The organism is Agromyces protaetiae (assembly GCF_004135405.1).
GTDB classification, from domain to species: domain Bacteria; phylum Actinomycetota; class Actinomycetes; order Actinomycetales; family Microbacteriaceae; genus Agromyces; species Agromyces protaetiae.
On record NZ_CP035491.1, the window covers coordinates 1,662,119 to 1,688,678 of the forward strand.

At 71.0% G+C, this 26,560-nt stretch carries 21 protein-coding genes, 1 tRNA gene, 2 pseudogenes and 1 riboswitch; of the genes and pseudogenes, 15 read left to right on the top strand and 9 right to left on the bottom strand.

Translation table 11 applies throughout. From position 1 onward, the window contains the following. Positions 1-56 precede the first annotated feature (56 nt). The 3 genes from ET445_RS07795 to ET445_RS07805 are packed head-to-tail and all read left to right on the top strand — an operon-like array spanning position 57 to position 3,246. Positions 57-1,307, top strand: a complete 1,251-nt coding sequence (locus ET445_RS07795; protein WP_129190335.1) for an extracellular solute-binding protein — start codon at positions 57-59, stop codon at positions 1,305-1,307. A 52-nt stretch (positions 1,308-1,359) separates the two neighbouring features. Continuing rightward, positions 1,360-2,310: a carbohydrate ABC transporter permease gene (locus tag ET445_RS07800; RefSeq protein ID WP_129190336.1), complete on the top strand. Its 951-nt coding sequence runs from the start codon at positions 1,360-1,362 to the stop codon at positions 2,308-2,310. A gap of 3 nt (positions 2,311-2,313) precedes the next feature. Next, positions 2,314-3,246: a carbohydrate ABC transporter permease gene (locus ET445_RS07805; protein WP_208008588.1), complete on the top strand. Its 933-nt coding sequence runs from the start codon at positions 2,314-2,316 to the stop codon at positions 3,244-3,246. 156 nt (positions 3,247-3,402) lie between these two features. On the opposite strand, the gene ET445_RS07810 is transcribed toward ET445_RS07805, so the two are convergent. Together ET445_RS07810 and ET445_RS07815 are read right to left on the bottom strand one after the other, a co-directional pair. Continuing rightward, complete coding sequence (locus ET445_RS07810; protein ID WP_129190338.1) at positions 3,403-5,100, bottom strand: beta-N-acetylhexosaminidase; 1,698 nt, start codon at positions 5,098-5,100, stop codon at positions 3,403-3,405. Between the two features lie 2 nt (positions 5,101-5,102). Beyond that, on the bottom strand, positions 5,103-6,878 hold the full coding sequence (locus tag ET445_RS07815) for a beta-N-acetylhexosaminidase (protein WP_129190340.1): 1,776 nt from the start codon (positions 6,876-6,878) through the stop codon (positions 5,103-5,105). A gap of 155 nt (positions 6,879-7,033) precedes the next feature. Then, a riboswitch (ZMP/ZTP riboswitch) is annotated at positions 7,034-7,114 on the top strand. A 72-nt stretch (positions 7,115-7,186) separates the two neighbouring features. On the opposite strand from ET445_RS07815, the gene glyA reads away from it, so the two are divergent. Both glyA and ET445_RS07825 read left to right on the top strand, forming a co-directional pair. Then, positions 7,187-8,461 carry a serine hydroxymethyltransferase gene (gene glyA / locus ET445_RS07820; RefSeq protein WP_129190342.1) on the top strand — a complete coding sequence of 425 codons (1,275 nt, stop codon included), beginning with the start codon at positions 7,187-7,189 and terminating at the stop codon, positions 8,459-8,461. A 10-nt stretch (positions 8,462-8,471) separates the two neighbouring features. Then, on the top strand, positions 8,472-9,353 hold the full coding sequence (locus ET445_RS07825) for a bifunctional methylenetetrahydrofolate dehydrogenase/methenyltetrahydrofolate cyclohydrolase (RefSeq protein WP_129190344.1): 882 nt from the start codon (positions 8,472-8,474) through the stop codon (positions 9,351-9,353). Between the two features lie 65 nt (positions 9,354-9,418). On the opposite strand, the pseudogene ET445_RS07830 reads toward ET445_RS07825, so the two are convergent. Beyond that, positions 9,419-10,500, bottom strand: a pseudogene (locus ET445_RS07830) (type I restriction enzyme HsdR N-terminal domain-containing protein). Positions 10,501-10,890: 390 nt separating this feature from the next. On the opposite strand from ET445_RS07830, the gene ET445_RS07835 reads away from it, so the two are divergent. The 5 genes from ET445_RS07835 to ET445_RS07855 all read left to right on the top strand — a co-directional run bounded on the left by ET445_RS07835 (position 10,891) and on the right by ET445_RS07855 (position 16,771). Beyond that, positions 10,891-12,456 carry an FAD-binding oxidoreductase gene (locus tag ET445_RS07835; protein ID WP_129190346.1) on the top strand — a complete coding sequence of 522 codons (1,566 nt, stop codon included), beginning with the start codon at positions 10,891-10,893 and terminating at the stop codon, positions 12,454-12,456. Next, positions 12,369-13,130, top strand: coding sequence for a hypothetical protein (locus ET445_RS07840; RefSeq protein WP_129190348.1), 762 nt, complete (start codon positions 12,369-12,371; stop codon positions 13,128-13,130). The genes ET445_RS07835 and ET445_RS07840 overlap by 88 nt, the downstream gene beginning before the upstream one ends. Before the next feature lie 154 nt (positions 13,131-13,284). Then, positions 13,285-14,574, top strand: a complete 1,290-nt coding sequence (locus ET445_RS07845) for an acylneuraminate cytidylyltransferase (RefSeq protein ID WP_129190350.1) — start codon at positions 13,285-13,287, stop codon at positions 14,572-14,574. Positions 14,575-14,576: 2 nt separating this feature from the next. After that, entirely contained in the window at positions 14,577-15,461 is an 885-nt protein-coding gene (locus tag ET445_RS07850) for an N-acetylneuraminate synthase family protein (protein ID WP_129190352.1), read from the top strand. Next, a complete protein-coding gene (locus ET445_RS07855) occupies positions 15,458-16,771 on the top strand; it encodes a DUF6716 putative glycosyltransferase (protein ID WP_165314336.1) in 1,314 nt (437 codons plus the stop codon). The genes ET445_RS07850 and ET445_RS07855 overlap by 4 nt, the downstream gene beginning before the upstream one ends. 22 nt (positions 16,772-16,793) lie before the next feature. Here ET445_RS07855 and ET445_RS07860 read toward each other — a convergent pair whose 3' ends face one another. Both ET445_RS07860 and ET445_RS07865 read right to left on the bottom strand, forming a co-directional pair. Further along, entirely contained in the window at positions 16,794-17,330 is a 537-nt protein-coding gene (locus ET445_RS07860; RefSeq protein ID WP_129190356.1) for a gamma carbonic anhydrase family protein, read from the bottom strand. Then, positions 17,327-18,646 carry an APC family permease gene (locus tag ET445_RS07865; protein ID WP_129190358.1) on the bottom strand — a complete coding sequence of 440 codons (1,320 nt, stop codon included), beginning with the start codon at positions 18,644-18,646 and terminating at the stop codon, positions 17,327-17,329. Before ET445_RS07865 ends, ET445_RS07860 begins: the two co-directional genes overlap by 4 nt. 65 nt (positions 18,647-18,711) lie before the next feature. Here ET445_RS07865 and ET445_RS07870 point away from each other — a divergent pair, with 65 nt between their 5' ends. From ET445_RS07870 to ET445_RS07880, 3 genes are all read left to right on the top strand, one after another. Continuing rightward, complete coding sequence (locus ET445_RS07870) at positions 18,712-19,194, top strand: YbaK/EbsC family protein (protein WP_129190360.1); 483 nt, start codon at positions 18,712-18,714, stop codon at positions 19,192-19,194. 191 nt (positions 19,195-19,385) lie between these two features. Then, the gene (locus tag ET445_RS07875; RefSeq protein WP_208008589.1) at positions 19,386-19,844 is read left to right on the top strand and encodes a helix-turn-helix domain-containing protein; all 459 of its coding nucleotides are present in this window, start codon (positions 19,386-19,388) and stop codon (positions 19,842-19,844) included. Positions 19,845-19,854: 10 nt separating this feature from the next. Then, the gene (locus ET445_RS07880) at positions 19,855-20,790 is read left to right on the top strand and encodes an aldose 1-epimerase family protein (protein WP_129190364.1); all 936 of its coding nucleotides are present in this window, start codon (positions 19,855-19,857) and stop codon (positions 20,788-20,790) included. A 42-nt stretch (positions 20,791-20,832) separates the two neighbouring features. Here the strand turns inward: ET445_RS07880 and ET445_RS07885 are convergent, their stop codons facing one another. Further along, positions 20,833-22,014 carry a MarP family serine protease gene (locus tag ET445_RS07885; protein ID WP_129190366.1) on the bottom strand — a complete coding sequence of 394 codons (1,182 nt, stop codon included), beginning with the start codon at positions 22,012-22,014 and terminating at the stop codon, positions 20,833-20,835. Positions 22,015-22,191: 177 nt separating this feature from the next. Between ET445_RS07885 and ET445_RS07890 the strand changes: the two are divergent. Beyond that, positions 22,192-23,228, top strand: a pseudogene (locus ET445_RS07890) (LLM class F420-dependent oxidoreductase). Between the two features lie 351 nt (positions 23,229-23,579). Here the strand turns inward: ET445_RS07890 and ET445_RS07895 are convergent. Continuing rightward, positions 23,580-23,652, bottom strand: a tRNA-Lys gene (locus ET445_RS07895). A gap of 140 nt (positions 23,653-23,792) precedes the next feature. Here ET445_RS07895 and ET445_RS07900 point away from each other — a divergent pair. Next, entirely contained in the window at positions 23,793-24,431 is a 639-nt protein-coding gene (locus ET445_RS07900) for a DNA-directed RNA polymerase subunit beta (protein ID WP_129190368.1), read from the top strand. Between the two features lie 309 nt (positions 24,432-24,740). Here ET445_RS07900 and ET445_RS07905 read toward each other — a convergent pair whose 3' ends face one another. Further along, positions 24,741-25,640, bottom strand: a complete 900-nt coding sequence (locus tag ET445_RS07905; RefSeq protein ID WP_129190370.1) for a transglutaminase domain-containing protein — start codon at positions 25,638-25,640, stop codon at positions 24,741-24,743. Then, entirely contained in the window at positions 25,637-26,539 is a 903-nt protein-coding gene (locus ET445_RS07910; RefSeq protein WP_129190372.1) for a MerR family transcriptional regulator, read from the bottom strand. Before ET445_RS07910 ends, ET445_RS07905 begins: the two co-directional genes overlap by 4 nt. Positions 26,540-26,560: the final 21 nt, after the last annotated feature.

Genomic DNA, 26,560 nt, shown 5'->3' on the forward strand with positions numbered 1-26,560 from the left:
TCGACACGGACTCCACACGTGCCGCGCGACCACCCACCAGAGTGAGGAAGACATCGATGAAGAAGTCACTGCGGTTCTCCGCGGCGATCGCGCTCGCGGCCACCGCGACGCTCACGCTCGCGTCCTGCGGTTTCGGCGGCGACGCCGGCGGCGACGACGCGGCGAGCGGCAAGACCACGCTCGACCTGCTCGTGCCGAGCTACTCCGACAACACCCAGGGCCTCTGGGAAGACGTCATCGACGGGTTCGAAGCCGCGAACCCCGACATCACCGTCAACCTCGAGGTGCAGTCGTGGGACAACCTCGACTCCGTCATCACGACCAAGATCTCGGGCGGCGAAGCCCCCGACATCTTCAACGGCGGCCCCTTCGCCGGCTACGTCGCCGACGACCTCCTCTACCCGGCCGCCGACGTCGTCTCGCCCGACACGCTGAGCGACTTCCAGGACTCGTTCCTCGCCAACGCCGAGGTCGACGGCACCGCCTACGCGCTGCCCCTCATCGCCTCGGCGCGCGCGCTCTTCGTCAACAACGCCCTCCTCGAGCAGGCAGGCGTCGCCGAAGCGCCCACCACGTGGGACGAACTCCTCGACGCTGCGACGAAGGTCTCGGCGCTCGGCAACGGCATCGCCGGCTACGGCATGCCGCTCGGCTCCGAAGAGGCGCAGGCCGAAGCGGCCGTGTGGCTCTGGGGCGGCGGCGGCACGTTCGGCGACGCGGACGCGATCACGATCGACGACCCGTCGAACCTCCCCGGTGCCGAGCAGATCAAGAAGATGATCGACGCGGGCGCCACGCAGGCCGACCCGGGCTCGACCGACCGCTCGCCGCTCATGGACATCTTCATCCAGGGCAAGATCGGCATGCAGGTCGGCCTCCCGCCGACGGTCGGCCAGATCGCCGAGGGCAACCCCGACCTCGACTACTCGATCGTCCCGATCCCCACGAAGGACGGCTCGGCCTTCACCCTCGGCGTCATGGACCAGCTCATGGCATTCAAGAACGACGAGGACAAGCAGGACGCCATCACGAAGTTCTTCGACTACTACTACTCGGCCGACGTGTACGTGCCGTGGGTGCAGACCGAAGGCTTCCTCCCCGTCACGAAGTCGGGCGCCGAGGCGCTCTCGGGCGAAGAGGCCCTCAAGCCCTTCCTCGACGTGCTCCCTGGCGCGCAGTTCTACCCGAGCACCAACACGCAGTGGGCCGCCGCCGACGGCGCGTTCAAGTCGCTCTTCGGCCAGATCCAGACGAAGCCCGCACAGGATGTCCTCACGGAGATCCAGGCGCAGGTCGACGCGGGCTGATCCCCGAACCCACCTCGCACGCACGAACGGAAGGATCGGTGACTCTCGACCAATGAGCACCTCGACCGAGACCTCATCGATCATCGCGGGGGCGGCCTCTTCGGGCCGCCCCCGCCCCGGCGGGTCGGCACGCGACCTGCTGCGCGCGCTCCCCTGGATCGCCCCCGCGCTCCTCCTCATCTTCGGCGTCGTGGTCTACCCCGCCGGCGTCATGTTCTTCAACTCCACGCGGGACATCTCGCTCTCGGGCCTCGACAAGGGCTCAGCGGGCTTCGACAACTTCGCCGAGGTGTTCGCGTTCCCCTACTTCTGGCCGATCTTCTTCCGCACGATCGTGTGGGTCGTGGTCGTCGTGGGCGTGACCGTGCTGCTCTCGCTCGGCCTCGCGCAGATCCTCGACAAGGCCTTCCCCGGCCGGAAGATCGTGCGCCTCGCGGTCATCATCCCGTGGGCCGCCTCGGTCGTCATGACGACGATGGTCGTCTTCTACGGCCTCGAGCCGTACTTCGGCATCATCAACACGTTCTTGGTCGACGTCGGCCTCATCGACACCCCCGAGGGCTACGGCTGGACGAGAAACCCCGGCACGGCGTTCGCGTGGTCGATCGTCGTCGCGGTCTTCGTGTCGCTCCCGTTCACGACGTACACGATCCTCGCGGGCCTCGCGACCGTCCCCGGCGACGTCGTCGAAGCCGCCAAGATGGACGGCGCCGGCCCCGCCCGCACCTACTTCTCGGTCGTGTTGCCCCAGCTCCGCGGGGCGCTCAGCGTGGCCGTCCTCATCAACATCATCAACGTGTTCAACTCGCTGCCGATCCTGAAGGTCATGACCGGATCGATCCCCGGCTACGACGCCGACACGATCATGACGATGATCTTCAAATACATCCAGAACCAGCACAAGATCGACGTCGCGAGCGCGCTCTCGGTCGTCGCGTTCCTCATCGTCATCGTGATCGTCGCGGCGTACGTGAAGGTCGTCAAGCCCATGCAGGAGGTCTGAGCGATGACCGTCACCGCCACCCGAACCCTCACCACCCAGGGCGACGCAGCGTCGAAGAGCGCCGGCTCCGGGGCATCCGGACGCCGCAGGCGCTACACCGAAGACCAGGTGACCCTGCCGCGCGTGCTCCTCCGCATGCTCGCCGGGCTCATCGTGCTCGTCGTCTTCATGCTGCCGTATCTCATCATGTTCTTCGGCTCGGTGAAGACGAAGGCGCAGATCCGCTCGGTCGACCCAACCTACTTCCCGACGGAGTGGCACTGGGAGAACTACCTCACGATGTGGTCGACGCCCGAGACGCCGCTCGTGCAGAACCTCGTCTCGACGATCGTCATCTCGGTGTTCGCGACGCTGCTCGTGCTCGCCGTGTCGCTGCCGGCCGCGTACTACACCGCGCGGTTCCGGTTCCCGGGGCGGCTCGTGTTCCTCTTCCTCGTCATCGTGACGCAAATGCTCCAGCCCGCCGTGCTCACGTCGGGCCTCTTCCGCCAGTTCCTCGCGCTCGGCCTCATGGACACGTGGGCCGCGATGATCTTCATCAACGCCGCGTTCAACCTCTCGTTCGCGGTATGGATCATGCACTCGTTCTTCGCGGGCATCCCGAAGGAGATCGACGAGGCCGCCCAGATCGACGGCGCAGGTCGCCTCACGGTGCTCTTCCGCATCAACCTGCCGCTCGTCTGGCCCGGCATCGTGACCGCCATCGTGTTCACGTTCGTCGCGTGCTGGAACGAGTTCGCCGCGTCGCTCGTCATCCTCTCGACGGCGGGCAACCAGCCGCTGTCGGTCGCGCTCACGAAGTTCGTCGGCCAGTACGAGACGAGCTGGCAGTACGTGTTCGGCGTCTCGATCGTCGCGATCGTGCCCGTCGTCGTGCTCTTCATGCTCATCGAGAAGCGCCTCGTCGGCGGGCTCACGGCGGGCAGCGTCAAGTAGCAGGCTGCGCGGCTGCGCGGCTGCCGCCTCGCTTCGGGTTTCAGGTGATCGCGCGCTGTTCAGGACCGTTTCGTCGATCTGCTCCTGAATAGCGCGCGATCTCCTGAAACAGTATTGGGCGGATGGTTCGGACGGCGACGGATGCGGCGACGGGGGCTACAGCCACGGGATGTCGCGCTCGCGGTAGAACCCGACGCCCGCGGCATCCCAGTGCGTCGCGAGCTGGACGAGCCGCCCGGTGTACTCGGTGAAGTCTCGCGACCCCGACTCGGCGCCGGCGGACGGCGACCAGCCGATCTCGGCGATGCCCGCGGCGCGCGGGAAGAACATGAACTCGATGTCGCCGATCGTCCGGATCGTCTCGGTCCAGAGCGGTGCGACGACGCCGAGGATGTCGGACTCGCCGACGCCCGGCAGGATCGCCGTCGGCTCCCACCGCAGCGCCTCCTGCGAGTTCGTCGGACCCTTCGCCCAATCGGCGCCGATGCCGCGGCCGGTGGGACTCTGAGGCTCGTCGGTGTAGACCATGTCCATGTAGGCCGCGTCGGCGGGCATCAGGAGAACCTTGCCGCCCTGGTCGACGAAGGACTTGGCAAGGGCGGCCGAGTCGCCCTCGGGCTTCGTGAAACCCCAGTACCCGCCGATCGTCCCGGCAGGAAGGGTTTTCGAGACGCCGATCTCGTGCCAGCCGATGACGGTCTTTCCGGTCGCGGCGGCAGCCGCGGTGATGCGGTTCACGAGGTCGAGGTAGTCGGCTTCGGGCGTCGAGAGCGATTCGTCGCCGCCGACGTGGATCCAGGGGCCCGGGGTCATCGCGGCGACCTCGCCGAGCACGTCTGCGAGGAATCGGTTCGTGACCTCGGCCCGCTCGGGCGACGCGCACAGCGACGAGAAGCCGACCTCGATGCCCTGATACGGCTCGGGCGCGACGCCGTCGCAGTTCAGTTCGGGGTAGGCGTTGAGCGCCGCATTCGTGTGACCCGGCAGGTCGATCTCGGGCACGATCGTGACGAACCGCGCGGCCGCGTATTCGACGATCTCGCGATAGTCGTCCTTCGAGTAGTAGCCGCCGCTTTCGCCGTACGCCGAAGTCCGGCCGCCGAGTTCGGTGAGGTTCGGCCACGAGTCGATCCGGATACGCCAGCCCTGATCGTCGGTGAGGTGGAGCTGGAGCACGTTGAACTTGAGGGCGGCGATGTCGTCGATGAATCGCTCGACCTCGTCGACCGAGAAGAAATGACGGGCGACGTCGAGCGATGCGCCCCGGAACGCGAATCGCGGAGCGTCCGCGACGGTGATCGCCGGGGCGATCCATCCGCCCGGGGGTGCGCTCGCGCCCGCCCCGACGCCGACCCCGTCGATCGCGGCCGGCAGCAGTTGCCGAAGTGATTGCACGCCCCAGAAAAGGCCGGCCGGGGCATCCGCCGTGATCTGCACGCCGTTCTCGGCGATCGCGAGCGTGTACGCCTCGCTCGCGGGGTCGCCGCCGTCGCGCAGCGCGAGCGTGATGTCGGCGGTGCTCTCGGCCGGTCGAACGGATGCCTCGGACACGCCGGCTTCGACGGGGATGTCGTAGCCCGTGGCGGTGCGCAGCCGATCTGCGAGGAGGGATGCGACGCCCGCGACCGCGGAGTCTGCCGTGGCCTCCTCACCCAGGGTCACGACACGGGTCTCGGGCGTGATCGTGAAGGGCGCATCGTCCTCGTGCAACTCGAAGGAGGCGGGAAGGGGGATGATCCCGGGCACAGGCGGGGCTCCGTTCTCGGCGTCGCGCGCCGCGCATCCCGCGAGCAGGGTCGCGGCGACGGCGGCCGCGACGAGGGCGGTCGTGGCGCTTCGAATGCGTCGATGCATGCCTATCCTGTCGGGTTCGAGCGGGTCGGTGCGGTGTGCGACGCGCTACTCGCGCCAGTCCACTCCGCGCACCCGGAAGAAGTCGACGTCTGCGGCGTCCCAATGCGTGCCGAGGTTGACGAGCCGCTCGAGGTAGCCGGGCACGTCGCGGTCGCCGCCCGACGCGGCCTTGAGGCCGGCGGCGACGCCGGTACCGCCGTCTGATCCGGCTCCGGGGGCTTGGGCGACCAGCCGATCTCGGCGATGCCCGCGGCGCGCGGGAAGACCATGAACTCGGCGTCGTCGATCGAGGTGATCGTCTCGGTCCAGAGCGCCGCGACGACGCCCAGGATGTCGTCCTCGTCGACGCCGGGGACGATCGCGGTCGGCTCCCAGCCGTAGGCCTCTTCGATCGTCGTCGCGCCCTGGGCCCACTCGAGGCCGAGGCTGTGGCCGAGTGCGTTCTGCGGGCGGTCGGGGTAGACCATGTCCATGTAGGCGACGTCGGCGGGCATCATGAGGAGCTTGCCGCCCTGGTCGACGAACGATTTCGCGAGGTCGGCCGAGTCGCCCTCGGGCCGTGTGAAGCCCCAGTAGCCGCCGATCATGCCGTCGGGCAGCGACGTCGAGGCACCCATCTCGTGCCAGCCGACGACGGTCTTGCCGGTCGCCGCGGCGATCGAGGTGATCCGGTTCACGAGGTCGACGTAGTCGGCCTTCGGGGTGTTGTGCGCTTCGTCGCCGCCGACGTGGATCCACGGCCCGGGGGTCATCGCGGCGAGTTCGCCGAGCACGTCGGCGAGGAATCGGTCGGTGACCTCGGCGCGTTCGGGCGCAGCGCAGAGCGACGAGAACCCGACGTCAATGCCTGCGTACGACCCTGGGTCGACCCCGTCGCACGTGAGCTCGGGGTAGGCGTGCAGCGCCGCGTTCGTGTGGCCGGGCAGGTCGATCTCGGGCACGATCGTGACGAACCGCGCCGCCGCGTACTCGACGATCTCGCGGTAGTCGTCCTTCGTGTAGAACCCGGGTCGCGACCCGTTCAGCTCGACCGAGGTCTGCCCGCCGACCTCGGTGAGCTTCGGCCAGGAGTCGATCCGGATGCGCCAGCCTTGGTCGTCGGTGAGGTGCAGCTGCAGCACGTTGAGTTTGAGCGCGGCGATCTCGTCGATGTAGCGCTTCACGTCGTCGACCGGGAAGAAGTGGCGGGCGACGTCGAGCGAGGCGGCGCGATACGAGAAGCGCGGTGAGTCCTCGATCGAGACGGCGGGCGCGACCCAACCGCCGTCGGGCTGGGCGGCTCCGGCGCCGTCGATCTCGGCCGGAAGCAGTTGCCGAAGCGATTGCACGCCCCAGAAGAGCCCGGCCGGGGCATCCGCCGTGATCCGCACGCCGTCGTCGCCGACCTCGAGCGCGTACGCCTCGCTCGAAGGGTCGCCGCCGTCGCCGAGGGCGAGGGCGATGTCGGCGGTGCCCTGAGCCTGTCGAAGGGATGTTTCGGGCTCGCCCTGCAAGACGGGGATCTCGTACCCCGTGGCGATGCGGAGCCGTGCGGCGAGGAGTTCGGCGACATCTGCGACCGCGGGCGACCCGGCGTCGCCCTCGACGACGATCCGAGTCGATTCGGTGAGCCTGAACGGCTCGTCACCGGTGTGCGGTTCGTACGAGTCCGGAAGCGGGATGATCCCCGGCACGGAGTCCGCGTTCGCGACGTCGCCGGGCGCGCAGCCCGCGAGCAGGGTCGCGAGGACGGTCGTGAGGACGAGGGCGCTCGTCGCGGTGCGGATGCGTCGTCGCATGGGCCATCCAGTTGGTCGGCGCGGTTCAGGCGCGCGGGCTGAGGGAGGAATCTTTACGAACGGTACACCCGCGCGCGCGACCCCCGCACGGGGGTCGCGCGGGCGGATCGGCCCGGGCGTTCGATCAGGGTTCGGCACGAGGCATCCGCTATGCTCGTGACCGTCGCGACTGGCGTTGAGATGGGCACCATCGGGGAGCGACTGGTACGGACCGACCGCACGCCTGGGCCGGTACGCGGGCCTCTTTGCGCGAGTCGCCGAGGCAGCAACCTCTTTGGTCCGTCCAACCCCTTCTGAAGGAGCCAGTCTTGGCCGAATCCGTCTTCAACCAGCCGCTGTCCGTCGTCGATCCCGAGATTGCCGAAGTCCTCGAGCTCGAGCTCGGGCGTCAGCGCGACTATCTCGAGATGATCGCGAGCGAGAACTTCGTCCCCGTCTCGGTGCTGCAGTCGCAGGGCTCGGTGCTCACGAACAAGTACGCCGAGGGCTACCCGGGTCGCCGGTACTACGGCGGCTGCGAGTTCGTCGACATCGCCGAGAACCTCGCGATCGAGCGCGCGAAGTCGCTCTTCGGCGCCGAGTACGCGAACGTCCAGCCGCACTCGGGCGCGACCGCGAACGCGGCCGTCCTGTCGGCGATCGCGACCCCGGGCGACACGATCCTCGGCCTCGAGCTCGCGCACGGCGGCCACCTCACGCACGGCATGAAGCTCAACTTCTCGGGCAAGCTCTACAACGCCGTCTCGTACGGCGTCGACCCCGAGACGTTCCTCGTCGACATGGACGTCGTGCGCGACAAGGCCCTCGAGCACAAGCCGCAGGTCATCATCGCGGGCTGGTCGGCGTACCCCCGCCACCTCGACTTCGCGGCGTTCCGGGCGATCGCCGACGAGGTCGGCGCGAAGCTGTGGGTCGACATGGCGCACTTCGCCGGTCTCGTCGCGGCGGGCCTGCACCCGTCGCCCGTGCCCTACGCCGACGTCGTGTCGTCGACCGTGCACAAGACGATCGGCGGCCCGCGCTCGGGCTTCATCCTCTCGCGCGACCTCGAGCTCGCGAAGAAGCTCAACTCGAACGTTTTCCCGGGCCAGCAGGGCGGCCCGCTCATGCACGTCATCGCGGCGAAGGCCACGGCGTTCAAGATCGCGGCGTCCGAGGAGTTCAAGGACCGCCAGGTCCGCACCCTCGCCGGCGCCCGCATCCTCGCCGAGCGTCTCACGGCCGACGACACCCGCGCAGCCGGTGTCGACGTGCTCACGGGCGGCACCGACGTGCACCTCGTGCTCGCCGACCTCCGCAACTCGCAGATCGACGGCCAGCAGGCCGAAGACCTCCTCCACGACGCGCTCATCACGGTCAACCGCAACTCGGTGCCGTTCGACCCGCGTCCGCCGATGGTCACGTCGGGCCTGCGGATCGGCACGCCCGCGCTCGCGACGCGCGGCTTCGGAGACGCCGAGTTCACCGAGGTCGCGGACGTCATCGCCGAGGTGTTGAAGGGCGGGGCGGATGTCCCGGCCCTCCGTGCCCGCGTCGAAGCCCTCACGGCGGCGTTCCCGCTGTACCCGGGCCTGCAGCAGTAAGGGCGCCCGCATGACCGCAGTGAAGCTCGACGGCGTCGCCACGGCGTCGGCCGTCAAGTCCGAACTCGCCTCCCGCATCGAGGGCCTGCGCGCGCAGGGCGTCGTGCCGGGCCTCGGCACGCTCCTCGTCGGCGACGACCCGGGCTCGCGCTCGTACGTCGCGGGCAAGCACCGCGACTGCGCCGAGGTCGGCATCGAGTCGATCCGCATCGACCTGCCCGCGACCGCGTCGCAGGCCGATGTGCTGGCGGCGATCGCCGATCTGAACGCGGCGCCCGAAGTGACCGGCTACATCGTGCAGCTGCCGCTGCCGAAGGGCCTCGACGAGCACGCCGCGCTCGAGGCCATCGACCCGTCGAAAGACGCCGACGGCCTCCACCCGACGAACCTCGGCCGGCTCGTCCTCGGCATCGAGGGCGAACTGCAGTCGCCGCTGCCGTGCACGCCCGCGGGCATCGTCGAGATGCTGCAGCGCTACGACGTGCCGATCCGGGGCAAGCACGTGACCGTCATCGGCCGCGGCCTCACCGTGGGCCGCCCGCTCGGGTTGCTGTTCACGCGCAAGGGGCTCGACGCGACCGTGACGCTCACGCACTCGCGCACGGTCGACCTCGCCGCCGAAGTCCGCCGCGCCGACATCGTCGTCGCCGCCGTCGGCGTACCGCACCTCGTGAAGGCCGACTGGGTGAAGCCCGGCGCGGCCGTGCTCGACGTCGGCATCACGCGCGTCGACGACGAGGCGACCGGTCGCGGGAAGCTGACGGGCGATGTCGACCCCGGAGTCGCCGAGGTCGCGGGCTTCCTGTCGCCGAACCCCGGCGGCGTCGGCCCCATGACGCGCGCCATGCTGCTCGCGAACGTCGTCAAGGCGGCGGAGCTGCAGCTGCGCTGAGCGCTCGTTCAGATCACCGGATGCCCCGTGCGAACGCGATTCGCACGGGGCATCCGTCGTCGGGGCTACTTGTAGCGGACCACCGACGCTCTGATCTCGTCGGCGTACTTGTAGATGTCGTCCAGCCCATCGATCGGGTGCCGTGTTTCAGCCTTTGACTCGTCGAGGATTCCCAGGTACTTCTGCTTCCGCGAGTTGAAGTGCAGCCGGGCGATAGGTTTGCGGTTGTTGTCGTCGAGCAAGATCGCAAGTACGACTTCGAGTCTCGCTGCGAGACACGGGAGGGCTTCACTTCGCTGCATGCGATGGCCTTCACGATTTGGTACGCCTCGAGTTCCTCGAGCGTCGTCTCGATTTCCGTGTCCCGGTCAAGATCTGTGTCGGATGCTTCTGGGCTCGTGACAGTGTCGTCGCTCGTCTCACCTTCGCCGGAACCCCGCAGTGCAGTCTTGAGTCGATCGTTCACCTGGTCGTTGAGGTATTGCGCCGAAGCCTTTCGGATCAACGGCGAGAACTGCTCTCGCACCTTTTGGGTGATCGCCCCGTCATAGACCCGACCGATGAAGAACCGCGTCCAGTCATCGGATGGTGACTTGAACTCTTCCGCAATCGCGCGCTTGATCTGGCCGATGTACTTGAGTTCCCCAGCGGCGTTGATAACCGAATCGAGATCGAATGCCTCCTTCGTCAGCTTCTTGAGTTCGCCGATCAGCGACTCGTCGATGTCGAGAAGGTCGAGGACGAGGAAGGGCTTCTCATCCATGCGGTTCGGGGCGTCGAGATCCGTGAAGAAGTGGTAGACCTGGCCGTTCGTCAGTACGGCGACACGCGCGTTGGTAACGGCGAAGTATCGGTACAGCTGCGAAGCGTGTTCGATGCGCAGCGCGTTCGTGTCGCTCTTGCATTCGATCAGCATCTGGACTTCACCGTCACGAACGATCGCGTAGTCGATCTTCTCACCACGCTTGATGCCGACATCAGCGGTGTACTCGGGGACGACTTCGAGCGGATCGAAGACGTCATAACCGAGGACGCTTGAGATGAATGGCATGACGAACGCGTTCTTCGTGGCTTCTTCAGTCTGGATCGCATCGCGCTGATTGCGAACCTTCTGAGAGAGCGCGTTCAGGGAATCGGAAAAGTGCACCGTTGCTCCTCTTGCAGTTCGGGGATGTGGCGACCTCATCGGGGAGCGCTCAGCCGGATAGTTGGATATCCAGCGCCAACGTGTCCCCAGTTCGGGGGATGAACTGGAGATGACCGCGGGATCAAGGGTGCGCATCGTCAAGGTGGCCGTGTCGCGGCGCGCACGGCCAACGTCCACAACACGCGGGGATGCCCGTGTGCGGGGCGCATGGAGCGGACACTCGTCGTGGACGAACGCTCAGGGCTGACCCCGATCGTGATCCGGGGACGTCCCCGACCGCGATCCGGTGAGCACCCGGGTGTCTCGGGTGTTCGTCGGCGGGAGGCTCGTCTTCCGTGAGTCATCCTCGCAACGTGCGAGGCTCCCGGATCTGAAAGCGAACGAACTGCCATGACCAGCTTCACCCCGGCCGCCGGACACGCCCGGCCCGTCCGAACCGCCCGCCCCGCTGCGCGCGACCGACTCGTCGCGACCCCGGTCGTCGCGGGCGTCCGCTCGGTCGCCGTCGGACTCGCCGCTCCCGTCGCGACCGCGGCCGCCGCAGCCGGCGCCGTCGCCGTCGGCGGCGGAGCCGCCTTCGACGTCGCCGCAGGCGTCTCGCCGACCTCGGCCGGCGTGGTCGGCGCAGGAGCCGCACCCGCCGTCGCGCTCGGCCTCTTCGGGGTCGGCATCGCAGTCGCGCTCGTCGTGGGCACACGCTCCTCCGACCGCAGCGGACGCCGCCGCGGCACCGCGCTCGGCCTCGGGTTCATCGCCGCAGCAGTGCTCGTCTCGAGCCTCGTCGGATTCGTCGCCGTCGGCGGACTCCTCGCGGGCGTCGGCGTCGTCGCGGTGGCCATGGCGGCGCCGGCGTGGCTTCGAGACATCCGGATGCCCCGTTCCGCCGTGTCGGCACTGTCGCTCGTCTCCGTGGCGGCGGGCGCCGCCGCGGGCGTCTTCGCACCGTGGCCTTCGGTCGTCGTGCTCGTGCTCGCGGCCGCGCTGTTCGCGGTCGTCGCCCCCGAGACCGTCCCGGGGCCGCAGACGCCGACATGGGGGTTCCCCGCGAAGCCCGACCTGCGCGGTCGCGGCGCGTCGGTCGCAGTCATCGCCCTCGTCGCGGTCGTCGCCCCGTTCGCATTCCTGCCGCTCGCGCCCGCCGCGGTCGGCGCCGGTGTCGTCGCCGTCGGCGTCGCGTTCGCCGTGGTCGCCGTGGCGGTGCAGGCAGGTGCCGAGGTGTCGCGTCGTCGAGCGGCCGCGGGCGCGGCCACGTCGGCTCGCGTCGTCCTCGCCCGGCCCGGCACCCGCGCGCACAAAGCCGCCACTCGTGCCTTCGACCCGACCGAGAAGCTCCGCCCCGCCCGCGCCGTCGTCGCGACGACCGCCGACGAGGTCGCCGCGGCGGTCCGCGAGGCGGACGCGCTGGGCATCGGGGTGCGCATGCACACGACGGGGCACGCGTCGGCGAGCTCGTCGGACATGTCGCAGGAACTCCTCGTGAAGGTCCGCCTCGACGGCGGCGTCACGGTCGACGTCGAGCGCAAGCTCGTCCGCATCCCCGCGGGCACGCAGTGGCGCGACGTCGTCGCCGCGGCCGCCCCGCACGGGCTCGCCGTGCCGCACGGCTCGTCGGGCCACGTCGGCGTCGTCGGCTACATCTCGCGCGGCGGACTCTCGGCCTACGGCCGCACGACGGGCGTCGCCGCGAACCATCTCGAGTCGGTCGAGCTCGTGACCGCCGACGGGCAGGTCGTGACCGCGAGTCGCGAGGTCGAGCCCGACCTGTTCTACGCGGTCCGCGGCGGAGGCGGCGGGTTCGGCGTCATCACGGCCGTGACCGTCCGCGCGTTCGACCCGGGGAGGTCGTCACGGGCACCGCGATGTGGGAGATGTCCGACGCGCGCGAGGTCGCCGCGGCGTGGGCCGAATGGACGGCGGACGCCCCGGGCAACATCACGACGTCGCTCCGCGTCATGACCCTCCCGCCCATCCCGGGCTTCCCGTTCAAGGTCACGCGCCGCCCGCTCCTCGTCATCGACGGCACCGCGATCGACCGCGACGGCCGCACGGCGACGCAGTCGGCGAAGACTCTCCTCGCGACGCTCCGCCGCGTCGCCGAGCCCGTCTTCGACTCGTGGCGTGCGACCGACATCGCCGAGGTCGCCATCACCCACATGGACCCCGACTTCGGCGGCCTCGCCCACCGCACCGACACGGCACTCCTCGGAGCGGCCGAGGGTCGCGGCGCGGCTCGCAGCCGGGCGATCGTCGACGCGTTCCTCGACGTCGTCACGGCCGACACAGCGCCGTTCCTCATGGCCGAGCTGCGACAGCTCGGCGGGGCGCTCGGGCAGCGGCCCGCGGATGCCGGCGCGGTCGGACACTTCGACGCCGACTTCGCGTGGTTCGGCGGGGTCGTGCTCGGCAAGAAGCGCTCCGCAGAGGACGCCGCGGTCGCGTTCACCGCAGCCCGTGCCGCCTTCGCCGAGTGGGTCACGGAGTACACCGTTCCGACCTTCGCGGCCGACCGCGACCGCCCGCAGCGCAACTACCCCGCCGAGGTGCGGGCGCGCGTCGAGCGGATCCGCGCGGCGATCGACCCCGAGGGCCGCTTCCGCGGCGACGTCTCGGTCGGCGCGCTCGCGAGCTGAGCGGCTCGCGCGTCGAAGCGGACGGATGTCCCGTGCGAACGTGGTTCGCACGGGACATCCGCGCTCGAGACGCGCCCACCCCGCCATGTGCCGAACGTCCCGAGTTCACCTCCACTTCACACGGGATTCAGTGCCGGGTCGTAGCGTCCAGCGCATGACGAGTGTCGAGCCGGAGGTGCGAGGGGTCGCCGTGGCGATCATCCCCGCCCGTGGAGGGTCGAAGGGGCTGCCCGGCAAGAACGTCATGCGCATCGGCGGGGTGCCGCTCGTGGGGAGAGCGGTCGCGGCGGCGAAAGCCGCCGCCACCGTCGGTGCGGTCGTCGTCACGACCGACGACGACGAGATCGCGCGGGTCGCCCGCGCAGCGGGCGCGCACGTGGTCGAGCGGCCCGCGGAACTCGCGGGCGACGAGGCGTCGAGCGAGTCGGCGCTGCTGCACGCACTCGACGCACTTCGCGCAGAGGGTGCGCCCGAGGCATCCGTCGTGCTCTTCATCCAGGCGACGTCGCCGTTCATCGACCCGTCCGACCTCGACCGCGCGGTCGCGCAAGTCGCGACAGGCGCCGCCGACAGCGTCTTCTCGGCGGTGCCGAGCCACGCATTCCTGTGGCGGGCGACGGCGGGCAGCGACGAGCACGGGTTCGGCGCCAGCGCCGCAGGCGTCAACCACGACGCCTCGACCCGCCCGCGCCGGCAGGACCGGGTGCCCGAGTTCCGCGAGACGGGCGCGTTCTACGCGATGCGCACGGCGGGCTTCCGCACGGCCGGCCACCGCTTCTTCGGCCGGGTGGCGATGCAGCCCGTGCCCGAACTGCACGGCATCGAGATCGACACGGCCGCGGACCTCGTCGTCGCGCAGGCCCTCGCGAACCTCGTCGACGCGCCCGCGCACACGATCGACGTCGACGCCGTCGTGACCGACTTCGACGGCGTCCACACCGACGACACCGCGATCGTCGGCGAAGCCGGCGTCGAGTTCGTGCGCGTCAGCCGCGCCGACGGGCACGGCGTCGCACGCCTCCGGGGCGCCGGCATCCCTGTGCTCATCCTGTCGGCCGAGCAGCACCCCGTCGTGTCCGCGCGGGCCGCGAAGCTCGGCGTCGAGGTGCTCCAGGGCGTCGGCGACAAGGGCGCCGCGCTCGCCGAATGGGCCGCGGCACGGGGCATCCCGCTCGACCGCGTCGCCTACCTCGGCAACGACCTCGGCGACCTGCCCGCCCTCGCGCTCGTCGGCTGGCCCGTCGCGGTCGCCGACGCGATCCCCGAGGTGCGTCGCGTCGCTCGCGTCGTCCTCGACCGCCGCGGCGGCGCGGGCGCCGTGCGCGAACTCGCCGACGCCGTGCTCGCGGCACGCGAGGGAATGCGTGAAGGCGCACGTGCGAGCGCAGCCCGAGACGCCGCGCCCGGCCGTCACCCCTCGACCCCCACCGCTGAAGGAGCCTGACCATGCCCGTTCGCATCGGACGCCACGAGATCGGCGACGGCCTGCCCGTGTACGTCATCGCCGAGATCGGCCTCAACCACAACGGCGACGTCGAGCTCGCGAAGCGGCTCATCGACGTCGCGGCCGCGGCGGGCGCGCAGGCGGTCAAGTTTCAGAAGCGCACGCCCGAGCTCGCGACGCCCGAGCACATGAAGGATGTCCCGCGCGAGACGCCGTGGGGCACGATGAGCTACCTCGAATACCGGCATCGCGTCGAGTTCGGCCGCGACGAGTACCTCGAGGTCGCTCGCCACGCCGACCTCGCCGGGCTCGACTGGTTCGCGTCGCCCTGGGACGAGCCGTCGGTCGACTTCCTCGACGAGCTCGACGTCGTCGCGTACAAGGTCGCGTCGGCATCGGTGACCGACCTGCCGCTCCTCCGCCGCATCGCGGCGACGGGGCGCCCGGTCATCCTCTCGACGGGCATGTCGACGCTCGCCGAGATCGACGAAGCCGTCGTGACGCTCCGCCGCGCGGGGGCGGGCGACCTCGTCATCATGCACGCCACGTCGAGCTACCCCATGCCGCCCGAAGAGGCGAACCTCCGCACGATCGACACCCTCCGGGGGCGTTACGAGGGCGTGCCGATCGGCTACTCGGGGCACGAGCGGGGGCTCCAGATCTCGATCGCGGCCGTCGCCCTCGGCGCCGTCGCCGTCGAGCGCCACATCACGCTCGACCGCACGATGTGGGGCAGCGACCATTCGGCCTCGCTCGAGCCTCAGGGGCTCGAGCACCTCGTGCGCGACATCCGCATCCTCGAGCAGGCGATGGGCGACGGCGTCAAGCGCGTCTTCCCGGGCGAGCTCGCCCCCAAGGCGAAGCTGCGGCGGGTGCTCGTGCAGTGAGCGTGCAGCGCAGGCTCCTCGTCGTCTCCGACTCCGACTCGTACACGAAGTGGGGCGCGGCGCTCGCGTCGACCCTCCCGCCGTCGTGGGAGGCCGACCTCGTCGTCGTCGGCTCGACCGTGCTGCCGAGCGATCGGCAGTTGCGGGTCGCGCTCGCGGGAACGAGGTGGCAGACGGATGTCCCGCGCAGCGCGCACCTCGACGAGCTCGCGCCGCTCGTCGGCGACCTGCGCCCCGACGCCGTGCTGCTCGCGCTCCGCGGGCCGCTCGTGCGCGTCATCGCGCCCATGCTGCAGGTGCTGCCGGACCGGCCCGTGCTCGTGTCGGGGTTCCCGGGCCTCACGATCCCGGCGGTGCCGAAGGCCGTCGTGTACCGCGAGCAGACCGACCTCGTGGTGCTCCACAGCCGTCGCGAGGTGCGCGAGTTCGCGGCGCTCGCCGAAGACCTTCCGGCGGCGCCTGCGTTCGGGCTCGCGACGTTGCCGTTCCTCGCGGCGCGGGCGGCTGGGAGCGCGGTCGTCGACGGCGCGGGCGGGGAAGCGCGCGACCCCGAGGCATCCGACGTCGTCTTCGCCGTGCAGGCGAAGGTGCCCGCGACGCGCGAGGAGCGCGTAGCGCTCGTCGGCATGCTCGCCGCCGCCGCCCGTCGGCAGCCGCGGAAGCGTTTCGTCGTCAAGGTGCGAGCCCGCAAGGGCGAGGCGCAGACCCACGACGAGCAGTTCGACCTCGCCGACCTCATCGCCGATCCCGCGGTGACGCGTGAGCTCGGCGCGACGATGCCCGCGAACCTCGTCGTCGCCGACGGGCCCATGGCCGAGCACCTCGCACAGGCCGAGGCGCTCGTCACGGTGAGCTCGACGGCCGTGCTCGAGGCGATCGCTGCGGGGGTTCCGGCGCTGCTCCTCGACGAGTTCGGCGTCGGTGCGCCGCAGTTGAACCTCGTGTTCGAGGGGTCTGGGCTCTTCGGCGACGCCGAGGCGCTCGCGGCAGGGGACTGGCGCGTGCCCGACGCCGACTGGCTCGCCGACAACTACTTCCACGAGCGGGGCGCCGACGACTGGCTCGCCGGGCTCGAAGCGCTCGTCGCTTCACGCGATGCGACTCCGCTGCCGGCGCTGCCGCGCCACCACAACCTCGCGGGCGGAGCGCTGCGCCGCGCGTTCGAGCGGCGCCGCATGCTCGGCGCGCACGACCGGTCGCTCCTCGGCACGGTGTCGGTGCTCGTCGCCGTGCCGTCTCGGGCGGCGCTCCGCGCGGCGCGCAAGGCGCGCAGGCGGTTGCGGGGTGAGGCTTCCGCGATCGCCGCCTGAGTGCGCATCGCGTTCGCCGCGGCTACTCGACGGGTGTCGTGTGCTCGACGACGTGCGCGAGGTAGGCCTGCGCATTGTGCTGCAGGGCCGCGCGTTCGGAAGCAGTGAGCTCGCGGCGCACCTTCGCGGGCACGCCCGCGACGAGTGATCCGGGGGGCACGATCGTGCCCTCGAGCACGACGGCGCCGGCCGCGACGAGCGAGCCTTCGCCGATGACGGCGCCGTTCAGCACGGTCGCCGACATGCCGATGAGCGAGTCGCGCTCGATGGTGCAGCCGTGGAGCACGGCGCCGTGCCCGACGGAGACGCCCGCGCCGACCGTGAGCGGGTAGCCCGCGTCGACGTGGCACACGACGGTGTCTTGGAGGTTCGCATGCTCACCGAGCACGATGGGCTCGGCTTCGGCGCGGAGCACCGCGTTGTACCAGACGCTCGATCCGGCCTCGAGGGTCACGTTGCCGACGACGATCGCGCCCGCCGCGACGAAGGCGGTCTCGTCGACCTGCGGGGCCGGGATTCCGGCGAGCGGGATGATTCGGGCGGCGGCGTCGATCGTCATGCCGAAAGCCTACGGCGGCGGGCGAGCGCGACCGCGCGCACGAGCGCCCCGACGGCGAAGACCGCGAGCCCCGCCACGACCGACGGCCACGGGAGCGCGGCGACGAGCACGAGGCATCCGATCGCCCCGACCGCCGAGAGCCAGCGCGGGATGCGCCGTTCCGCACGCGGCTGGGTCAGGGCGGCGGAGTTCGCGACGAAATAGTAGACGAGCACGCCGAAGCTCGAGAAGCCGATCGCGCCCCGGAGGTCGGCGACGACGACGAGCGCGACGACCGCGACCGACACGACGATCACGGCGACGTGCGGCACATGCGTGCGCGACGAGATGCGCGCGAGCGCGGCGGGCAGCTCGCGGTCGCGGCCCATGGCGAGCGACGTGCGGCCGATGCCTGCGAGGAGGGCGAGGAGCGCGCCGAGCGACGCGAGCCCCGCGGCGACCTGCACGACGGGTGCGGCCCAGCCCCATCCCGCGGTCGCGACGAGGTCGGCGAGCGGGGCGTCGGATGCCGCGAGGCGCTCCGCGCCGAGCCCTGCGAGGAGGACGACCGCGAGCGCGGCGTACACCGCGAGGGCGATGCCGAACGAGATCGCGATCGCCCGCGGGATCGTGCGCGCGGGCTCGACGACCTCTTCGCCGAGCGTCGCGACGCGCGCGTACCCCGCGAACGCGAAGAACAGCAGACCCGCCGACTGCAGGACGCCGTAGGCGCCGAGCGTTCCGGGCCGGGAGAAGAACGCGCCGGATGCCTCGGGGCCGGGCGCCGGGGCATCCGGAATCGCGACCGGCGAGACGACCGACGCGACGACCCCGGCCGCGAAGACGATCGCGAGCACCGCGAGCACGATCGCGACGATGGCCGTTGCGGCTCGCGCCGTGCGCGTGACGCCCGCGAGGTCGATCGCGGCGACCGCGACGACCGCCGCGACCGCGACCGGTCGCATCCACTCGGCGGGGGCGAGGTACGCCGCAGCCGTCATCGCCATGGCCGCGCAGCTCGCGGTCTTGCCCACGACGAACCCCCAGCCGGCGAAGAACCCGGACCAGGCGCCGAGCCGCTCGCGGCCGTACCGGTAGGCGCCGCCCGACTCGGGGTATCGGGCCGCGAGCTGCGCGGTCGAGCCCGCGTTGGCGAACGCGACGAACGCCGCGACGAGAAGCCCGACGAGGAGCAGCCCGCCCGCCGCTGCCGCGGCCGGCGCCCACACGGCGAACACGCCCGCGCCGATCATCGACGCGAGGCCGATCGCGACCGCGCCGCCGAGGTGCAGGCGACGGTCGAGGGCGGGCCCGGAGGCCGGTGAAGGGTCGCTCACGCAGCGAACCCTACGGCACCCGGGTGACGCGGACGCGGACGATCGCGGACGCCTACGATCGAAGGATGACCGCCCCCACCCATCCCGCCGTCGACCGAGTCTCCGAGGCCCTCGCAGCGCAGGGCGTCGAGCCGCGCATCACCTGGTTCGAGGACGCCGTGACGACCGCCCAGCTCGCCGCCGACGCGCTCGGCGTCGAGGTCGGCCAGATCGCGAACTCGCTCGTGTTCCTCATCGACGACGAGCCCATCCTCGTGCTCACGAGCGGCGCCCACCGCGTCGACACGGAGTGGCTCGGCGCACAGCTCGGGGGAGACATCCGCCGGGCGTCGAAAGACGACGTGAAGACTGCGACCGGTCAGGTCATCGGCGGCGTCGCCCCGGTCGGGCACCCCGCACCGGTTCGCACGATCGTCGACACCCACCTCTCGACCTACCCCGAGGTGTGGGCCGCGGCCGGGCACGCGAAGACCGTGTTCCCCACGACGTTCGACGAGCTCGTCCGCATCACGGGCGGCACGCCGCACGCGGTCGAGCCCGCCGCCTGACGGAGGGAGCCGGTTCGCGGCTCGCTTCGAGTGACGGGGTGTGGGTCTTCGCGTATCGGGCCCGGACGCTTGCAAATTGCTGACGAAACAGCAGCAATTTGCAAGCGTCCGGGAGGGGAGGCGCCCCTGCGGGTGAGTCGGCCCCGTCTCGCGCGCCGATGTCGGTGGGCGCCGCGAGACTTGCTCTCACTATGAAGCCGAACGACGACGCGCCGGGCCGCGGCTGCGGATGGCTGGCCGATCCCGCTTTCCTCCTCCGATCCGTGCGGCGTCGAGCCGATCTGAGTCAGCGCGAGCTCGCGGCGAGGCTTGGCCTCGACCGCTCGCAGGTGGCGCGAGTGGAGGCCGGGCGACGTCGTCTCACGATCGAGGAGCTCGAGCGGGTGCTGGCGATCGCGGGGATGCGCCTCGCGGTCGTGGATTCCGAGGACCGGCCTGTGGAGCTCGACGGCGACCCCGAGGTGCGCGACCGCGGCGGGCGGAGGTTCCCCGCGCACCTCGACGTGCGATACTTCCCCGACATCCCGTGGTTCGCGCTGCAGCGCGTCCAGCACGACATTCCGCTCCGACGTGCGTGGTACGAGCACCGCGCGGGTCGCGACCTGCACCGCGATTCCGCTCGACGTCGGGGCAGGAGCGCAACGCCGTAGAGTGGGTCGCATGACCTTGCCCACCGGTGAACAGTACGTGCTCGAGACCTCCACCTCGAGCGGCGAACTCCGTGCGACCATCACCGGGGTCGCGGCTTCCCTCCGCACGCTCAGCATCGACGGCGTCGACCTCGTGCCGCCCTACGGCGAAGACCAGACGCCGCCGTCGGCAGCCGGCATCGTGCTCGTGCCGTGGCCGAACCGCATCCGCGACGGCAAGTGGACCCACGACGGCGTCGAGCACCGACTCGCGATCACCGAGCCCAAGCTCGACAACGCCATCCACGGCCTCCTCCGCTACACCGAGTACCGCGAGGTCGCACGCGAACGCGACTCGGTGACCCTCGGCGCGACGATCTACCCCCAGCTCGGCTACCCGTTTCTCCTCGAGACGGGCGTGCACTACGAGCTCGTGGCAGACGGGCTCAAGGTCACGCACTACATCGAGAACCTCGGCGGGGAGCCCGCGCCCGTCGCCGTCGGCACGCACCCGTTCCTCAAGATCAGCGGCGTGCCGACCGAAGACCTCGTGCTCCGTCTCGACGCGGGCAGCCACATCGAGGTCGACGAGCGGCTGCTTCCGACGGGCGAAGTCCCCGTCGACGGCACCGAGTGGGACTTCCGCGAGGGCCGCCGCGTCGGAGACGTGTCGCTCGACGACGCGTTCGGCGAGGTCGCCGCGGTCGACGGGTTCGTCGAGCACACCCTCACCGCACCCGACGGCCGCCAGGTCGCGGTCTGGGCCGAGGAGGAGTTCGACTACGTGCAGGTGTTCACGACGCGCGAGTTCCCCGGAGAGGGCGGCGACGTCGCGATCGCGATCGAGCCGATGACGGCGCCCGCCGAGGCGTTCAACTCGGGTCGCGGACTGCGTTGGCTCGACCCGGGCGAGCAGTTGCGTCTCACGTGGGGCATCCGCTTCCGCGGATTCACGGCCGCCGAGTGACCGCGCGCTGAGTTCGTCGAGGCACGCCTGCCGGCGCGTGCGTCAGCGCACGCACGACCCGACGTCGACGGCGTCGACGAGGGCGGATGCCCGCGCCGCGAGCGGCGCCAACGTCGAAGCCGGGATCGCGTACCCGACGTCCGGGACGGTCTCGCTCTTCGCGAACACGATCGCGCCCACGTCACCGTCGAGTGTCAGCACAGGGCCGCCCGAGTTGCCGTGGTCGACCTTCGCGGCGAGCGTCGTGACGTCGCGCGTCGACCGCACGCCGTCCTCGTCGATCGCGAGCGGCCCGGTTTCGAGGAAGCGTGCGGCGCGCAGTTCGTAGGGTCCGCCGAACGGGTAGCCGCCGATCGCCGCGTCGGTGCCGGTCGGCGGGTTCGCGGCGAGGTCGAGCGGTTCGACCCCCAACCCGTCGACGGCGATGAGCGCGAGGTCGGCGTCGCGGTCGATCGCGACCACGCGGCCCGGCAGCGGGATGCGCCCGGGCGCCTCGACGACGGGCTCGGGCACGCCCGCGACGACGTGCGCGTTCGTCACGACACGGTCGGGCGCGATGACGAAGCCCGAGCCCGACATGCTCACTCCGCAGCGGAACGCCAGTCCGCTGATGCGGACGACGGATGCCCCGGCCGCGACGAGGTCGGCATCGTCGAGTTCGCCTGTGGGCGGGGCAGGGGCCTCGGTCGGCCCGCCGATGACCTCGCCGAGCCAGGGGATCGCCCCGCCGAACGTCGCCGCACGGATCTCGGCGAGCGCCGCGCGCGCGGGCGTCGGCGTCACGGCGTCGATGCCGCGCACGACCCAGGATCCCGCGACGACGGGTGTGAGGGCGGGGACGCCCATGGACGCGACGCCCGACGCCACGAGCGCGATCGCGAAGGCCGCGGCGACGAGGTTGCCGATCGCGCCGAGCGTGCGGTCGAGCCATCCGAGCCTGATCGCCCGAGCGCCCCGGTTCAGAAGCCGCCCGAGCGCAGTGCCGACGACCGCTCCGACCGAGAGCAGGAGCGCCGCGGTGAGCACGACGGCAGCCGCGCGCCACATCGGACGATCGACGATTCCGCCGACCCACGGCATCGCGAAGAACGCGGCGACGCCGCCCGCGGCGAGGCCCGCGAGTCCCGCGGCTGTACGGAGCAGTCCCGAATGCCAGCCGTAGGCGAGCGCGCCGACCAGGACGACCACGAGGCCGACGTCGAGCAGGACGCTCCAACCGGACATGCCCCCAGCCTGTCGGTCTCGCCTGTGATGTCGCCGAAGGCGCGCACGTGCGAAGCGAGGCGCACTTGTGGGAGTCCGACAACGAGCCGCCGCCGGTCGGGGCCGTTCGGTTAGGGTGAGGTGCCCGCGCGCCAGGCGCGGTCGTTGCACGACGAGGAGTGACGGATGCGCGTCGGGATGTTCCTGAACTATGCGGGCGGGTTCCGCGAAGCGGCCGACGAAGTGGCCGAGCTCGAGGCATCCGGTGTCGATCTCGTCGCCGTCCCCGAGGCGTACTCCTTCGACGCCGTGAGCCAGCTCGGATTCCTCGCGGCGCGCACCGAACGGATGACGCTCATGAGCGGCATCCTGCAGCTCTACACGCGCACGCCCACCCTCACCGCCATGACCGCCGCCGGTCTCGACTACGTGTCGGGCGGGCGTTTCGAGCTCGGCATCGGGGCCTCGGGGCCGCAGGTCATCGAGGGCTTCCACGGCGTGCGCTACGACGCGCCCCTCGGCCGCACGCGCGAACTCGTCGACATCTGCCGCCAGGTGTGGCGGCGCGAGCCCGTCGTGCACGAGGGCAAGAACTACTCGATCCCGCTGCCCGCCGACCGGGGTACGGGCCTCGGCAAACCGCTCAAGCTCATCAACCATCCCGTGCGCGACCGCATCCCGATCACGATCGCCGCGCTCGGGCGAAGTCGGTCGAGCAGACCGCCGAGATCGCCGACGGCTGGCTGCCCATGTTCTTCCACCCCGAGCGCGCGGCCGCCGTGTGGGGCGATGCGCTCGCCGCGGGCGCTGCGCGCCGTTCGCCCGACCTCGCCCCGCTCGACGTGTTCGCGAGCCCCGCGCTCGCGATCACCGAGGATCCCGCGCTCATCGAAGCCGCGCTCGCCGCGGTGAAGCCCAACCTCGCGCTGTACATCGGCGGCATGGGTGCCCGCGGCAAGAACTTCTACAACGACCTCGTGTCGAGCTACGGCTTCGCGGACGAGGCCCGGGTCATTCAGGACCTCTATCTCGAGGGTCGCAAGGCCGAGGCGATCGCGGCGGTGCCTGACGACCTCGTGCGCGCGATCAACCTCATCGGCCCGGTCTCGTACGTCGCCGAGCGCGTCGCGGCGTTCAAGCAGGCGGGCGTCACGACCCTCACGGTCACGCCGCTCGGTCGGACATCGGCCGAGCGCGTGGCGCTCCTCGGAGGGCTGAAGCAGATCGCGGGCTGAGGCTCGCGTTTCGTGCCGTTCGTCCCGCAGTGGCTGCCTCTCCGGGCCGTTCGTCCCATTGTCGATTCATGAGAGAGAATCAGGATTCTCTCAGAAAAGACTCGAAAAAGGGTCTGGTGCGACCGTGCCCGGAGGGCTACCTTGTATTCACCGCACGCGGTTGTGCGGAAGGGGAATCCTGGGGAGGAGCCGCCGTGACGGGAGCGATCGAGCCGACCGTGTGACCGGCGGCGGGGTGACCCGCCGGACCACAGCGGCTCGCGCTCCCGTCGGGCGGTGCCCGATGCTCGGGCGTTTATCACCGACGACGATGTCGCCCTGGGACGGCATGGAAACCCGAACCCGATGAAGTACCCCCGGTGGGGCTCGAACCCACGACCCGCGACTTAAAAGGACGCTGCTCTGCCAACTGAGCTACAGGGGTGCAATGTCGCATGGTAAGCGTAACTTATCTGCGATGAAGCGCTGTTCAGGATGTCAGCGGCTCTTGTCCCACGCTGAGTTCAATGTGCGTCGAGCCTCGCACCCGACCGCCATCCATCCGGCCGGAGTAGTCTGTCGCGAATGGCCGCCGACTACCACCGCCCTACGAGGTTCCCGCCCGGCATGTTCGAGGCGTATCAGGGCGCGGCCGATCCGGCCCAGGTGAGCCGGGTCGCGCACGACACCGCCGCGGCGCTCCTCGCGCGCGTCCGTGAGAACCCCGACCCCGAGATCGTCGAGCGGCTCGTGTCGTACACCGATAGCCACGGCATCGACACGATCGCCGAGTTGTGGGCGCAGGCGTCGCCCAAGAGCCTGCCGGGAGCGCTCTGGCGGCTCTACCTTCTGCGCACGCTCATCCGGCAGGATCCGCGCGGCATCGCCCTCGCGTTCCAGCGGGGCAGCGAGGTTTCGCACACGATCGACCAGGTCGTCGCGGGAGCGGCGATCCCGACCGGCCCCGACGAGGTGCGCGAGCTCGCCGACACGATCCTGCACGGCGTGTTCGCGGGCGACTTCGCCGTCGCGCTCGAGCGCGCGTCGGCGTTCTGCCGGGTGACGTCGGCCGGCTTCGCCGACCTCGCGGACGACGCGGATGTCTCGGACGCCGTGCACCCCGACCGGCCGACCGAGTACACCCGGCGGGCGCTCCGCCTCACCGAGCTCGCGGACGAGTTCACGGCGTGCGCGCGTCTCTGGCGGCACGATTCGCTCGACTGAGCGGTGCATCGGCCGGCCGCGGTGCGGCGACGCGAACGGGGCGGCGCACCCTGTTTCGGATGCGTGAACGTTCGGCGCCCGCGGAATACGCGACCGCTCGGCTCCGTTAGAATCTTCTAGCCGGGCCGCAGTAACCCCGGGCTCCAATATTCGCCGCTGCGAGCGGCCTCGCGCCGAGAGGCGTTTCTGCGGCCCGGTATTCTCTTGCCCGGGCGGCTGTTTCCGCCTACGCCTCGGCCGCGGCCCACGCTGTCGTGTGCGTCGCGAGGTCGGTGATGCCTTCTCGTCCGCTCGGCGAGTGCGTGGCGATCATCCGTCCGGGCCGCACACGGTCGTCGGTCGCCCAGAGCGCGGCGAGCGCCGCATCGGCGTCGGCGTCGCCGCGATCGGCGTCGACCGTGAGCTGCGCGATGCGGTCGGCGAGGGCGACGGATGCCTCGGGGATCGGTTCGTTCGGCTCCGCCATCGCCCCCCAGCCGTCCCACAGCAGCAGTTCGGTGCGCATGCGGTGGGCGAGGTCGCCGAGCACGTAGCCGTGCACGAACCAGGGCCCGGCGTACGGCGATCCCGGGTGAACCCCGTATCCCGAGAGGTCGGTGCGCCCGGCGCGGTGGGCGAGCCACCCCTCGGCGGCGGTTTCGAACGGCGCCCCCTCGCCGGAGGCGAGGTCGTGCGGGTCGAACGGGTCGCCGAACTCGGACGTGAAGTCGGCCGCGAGCTCGGGGTCGAACCGGCGCCAGCGCCACCTGCCGTTGCCCTCACCGCCCCGCTCGACGTATTCGACGACGACGTGGTCGTGCCGGAATCCGGGGAGAAGTAGTCGGCGAAGCCGAGCCTGGTGCGGGCGGGCACGCCGTGAGCGCGCAGGATCGACACGGCGAGGAGGCTGTGGTCGCGGCAGCATCCGCCGACGCGTTCGGCTGACGCGCGTGGCCGGTCGAGCGGGCCGTCGCAGCGCGAGGCGGCCGCATCGAGGATCGCGGCGACCCAGCGGCGGTCGATGTCGGCGAGCTGATCGGGGGTCGGCGGAACCGGGTCGCCGCGGTAGTGGGCGATCGTCGCGGTGACGGCGCGATGGATGTCGCGGGGCTCGGGCGCGACGGCTGCCACGAGTGCGGCGTGCCGGCCCGGGTCGGAGTAGGGCGACTGGGCGGCGAAGGCGGCGGCAGCGGGTGCGGCGGAGCCGGTGGGGGCGTGCGAGTCGATCATGCGCTCACCCTCGGCCCTGCCCCTGGGGCGGGGTCAACACCGGCCGGCGTCGGTCGCGCGAACGGCGTCGCGACGAGCATCGCGACGGCGTCGGGGTCGTCGGGCCACGGCCCGGGGTACCACTCGCGCGACGACGCGAGCGGGCCCGACCCCGCCGCGCGTTCGACGGCGACGAAGAAGTCGAGCAGGTCGGGGAACACGACCTCGCGTGCCGTGACGTCGACGACGGCGAACTCAGCCGCGGGTTCGACACGCAGCACCATCGGCCCGGACGGCAGTGCCGGGCCGGTGAACGCGACGCACGTCTCGATGCGACCGGCGAGGTCGCGGCCCACGTGGCCGTGGTAGATCACGGTGTGCCCGGGAAGCGGCTCGGCGCCGGAGTCGGCGATCCTGGCGCGCAGTTCGAGCACGTCGGCGATGAAGGTCGGCACGAGCGATGCCTGGTCGACGACACGCGTGATCGTCGCGACCGTCTGCGCTTCGCGGTGCTCGATGCGCACCCGTGCGGCCACCGCAGACGGCGGGGTCGCAGACGGCGCGGACGAGGCATCCGGAACCGCGCTGCCGCCGTTCTCGAGACCTGCCCAGACGCGCTCGACCGATTCGGTCTTCGCGCGGAATCGCGCGTGCTCGCCCGCCCACCATGCGAGCAACCGCTCGCGAACCGTCTCGGGCGGCCCGTCGAGCACTTCGGCGACGGTCGCGAGCGGCATGTCGAGTCGGCGGAGGAGCCCGATCGCCCTCCCGCGGGCGATCTGCGCGGGCGAGTAGCGCCGGTAGCCGGTCGCGGGATCGACCTCGGCTGGCACGAGCAGGCCGTTGGCGGCGTAGAGCCGAAGTGCCTTCTGCGAGAGCCCGGACGCACGGCTCATCTCACCGGTCCCGAGCGCGCGCATGCGACGACGCTAGCCGAGCCC

Bases quoted from the DNA above. Each gene is read 5' to 3' on its own strand.
- ET445_RS07795 (WP_129190335.1), top strand. From the start codon at position 57: ATGAAGAAGTCACTGCGGTTCTCCGCGGCGATCGCGCTCGCGGCCACC.
- ET445_RS07800 (WP_129190336.1), top strand. From the start codon at position 1,360: ATGAGCACCTCGACCGAGACCTCATCGATCATCGCGGGGGCGGCCTCT.
- ET445_RS07805 (WP_208008588.1), top strand. From the start codon at position 2,314: ATGACCGTCACCGCCACCCGAACCCTCACCACCCAGGGCGACGCAGCG.
- ET445_RS07810 (WP_129190338.1), bottom strand. From the start codon at position 5,100: ATGCATCGACGCATTCGAAGCGCCACGACCGCCCTCGTCGCGGCCGCC.
- ET445_RS07815 (WP_129190340.1), bottom strand. From the start codon at position 6,878: ATGCGACGACGCATCCGCACCGCGACGAGCGCCCTCGTCCTCACGACC.
- ET445_RS07825 (WP_129190344.1), top strand. From the start codon at position 8,472: ATGACCGCAGTGAAGCTCGACGGCGTCGCCACGGCGTCGGCCGTCAAG.
- ET445_RS07835 (WP_129190346.1), top strand. From the start codon at position 10,891: ATGACCAGCTTCACCCCGGCCGCCGGACACGCCCGGCCCGTCCGAACC.
- ET445_RS07840 (WP_129190348.1), top strand. From the start codon at position 12,369: ATGTCCGACGCGCGCGAGGTCGCCGCGGCGTGGGCCGAATGGACGGCG.
- ET445_RS07845 (WP_129190350.1), top strand. From the start codon at position 13,285: ATGACGAGTGTCGAGCCGGAGGTGCGAGGGGTCGCCGTGGCGATCATC.
- ET445_RS07850 (WP_129190352.1), top strand. From the start codon at position 14,577: ATGCCCGTTCGCATCGGACGCCACGAGATCGGCGACGGCCTGCCCGTG.
- ET445_RS07860 (WP_129190356.1), bottom strand. From the start codon at position 17,330: ATGACGATCGACGCCGCCGCCCGAATCATCCCGCTCGCCGGAATCCCG.
- ET445_RS07870 (WP_129190360.1), top strand. From the start codon at position 18,712: ATGACCGCCCCCACCCATCCCGCCGTCGACCGAGTCTCCGAGGCCCTC.
- ET445_RS07875 (WP_208008589.1), top strand. From the start codon at position 19,386: ATGAAGCCGAACGACGACGCGCCGGGCCGCGGCTGCGGATGGCTGGCC.
- ET445_RS07880 (WP_129190364.1), top strand. From the start codon at position 19,855: ATGACCTTGCCCACCGGTGAACAGTACGTGCTCGAGACCTCCACCTCG.
- ET445_RS07885 (WP_129190366.1), bottom strand. From the start codon at position 22,014: ATGTCCGGTTGGAGCGTCCTGCTCGACGTCGGCCTCGTGGTCGTCCTG.
- ET445_RS07900 (WP_129190368.1), top strand. From the start codon at position 23,793: ATGGCCGCCGACTACCACCGCCCTACGAGGTTCCCGCCCGGCATGTTC.
- ET445_RS07905 (WP_129190370.1), bottom strand. From the start codon at position 25,640: ATGATCGACTCGCACGCCCCCACCGGCTCCGCCGCACCCGCTGCCGCC.
- ET445_RS07910 (WP_129190372.1), bottom strand. From the start codon at position 26,539: ATGCGCGCGCTCGGGACCGGTGAGATGAGCCGTGCGTCCGGGCTCTCG.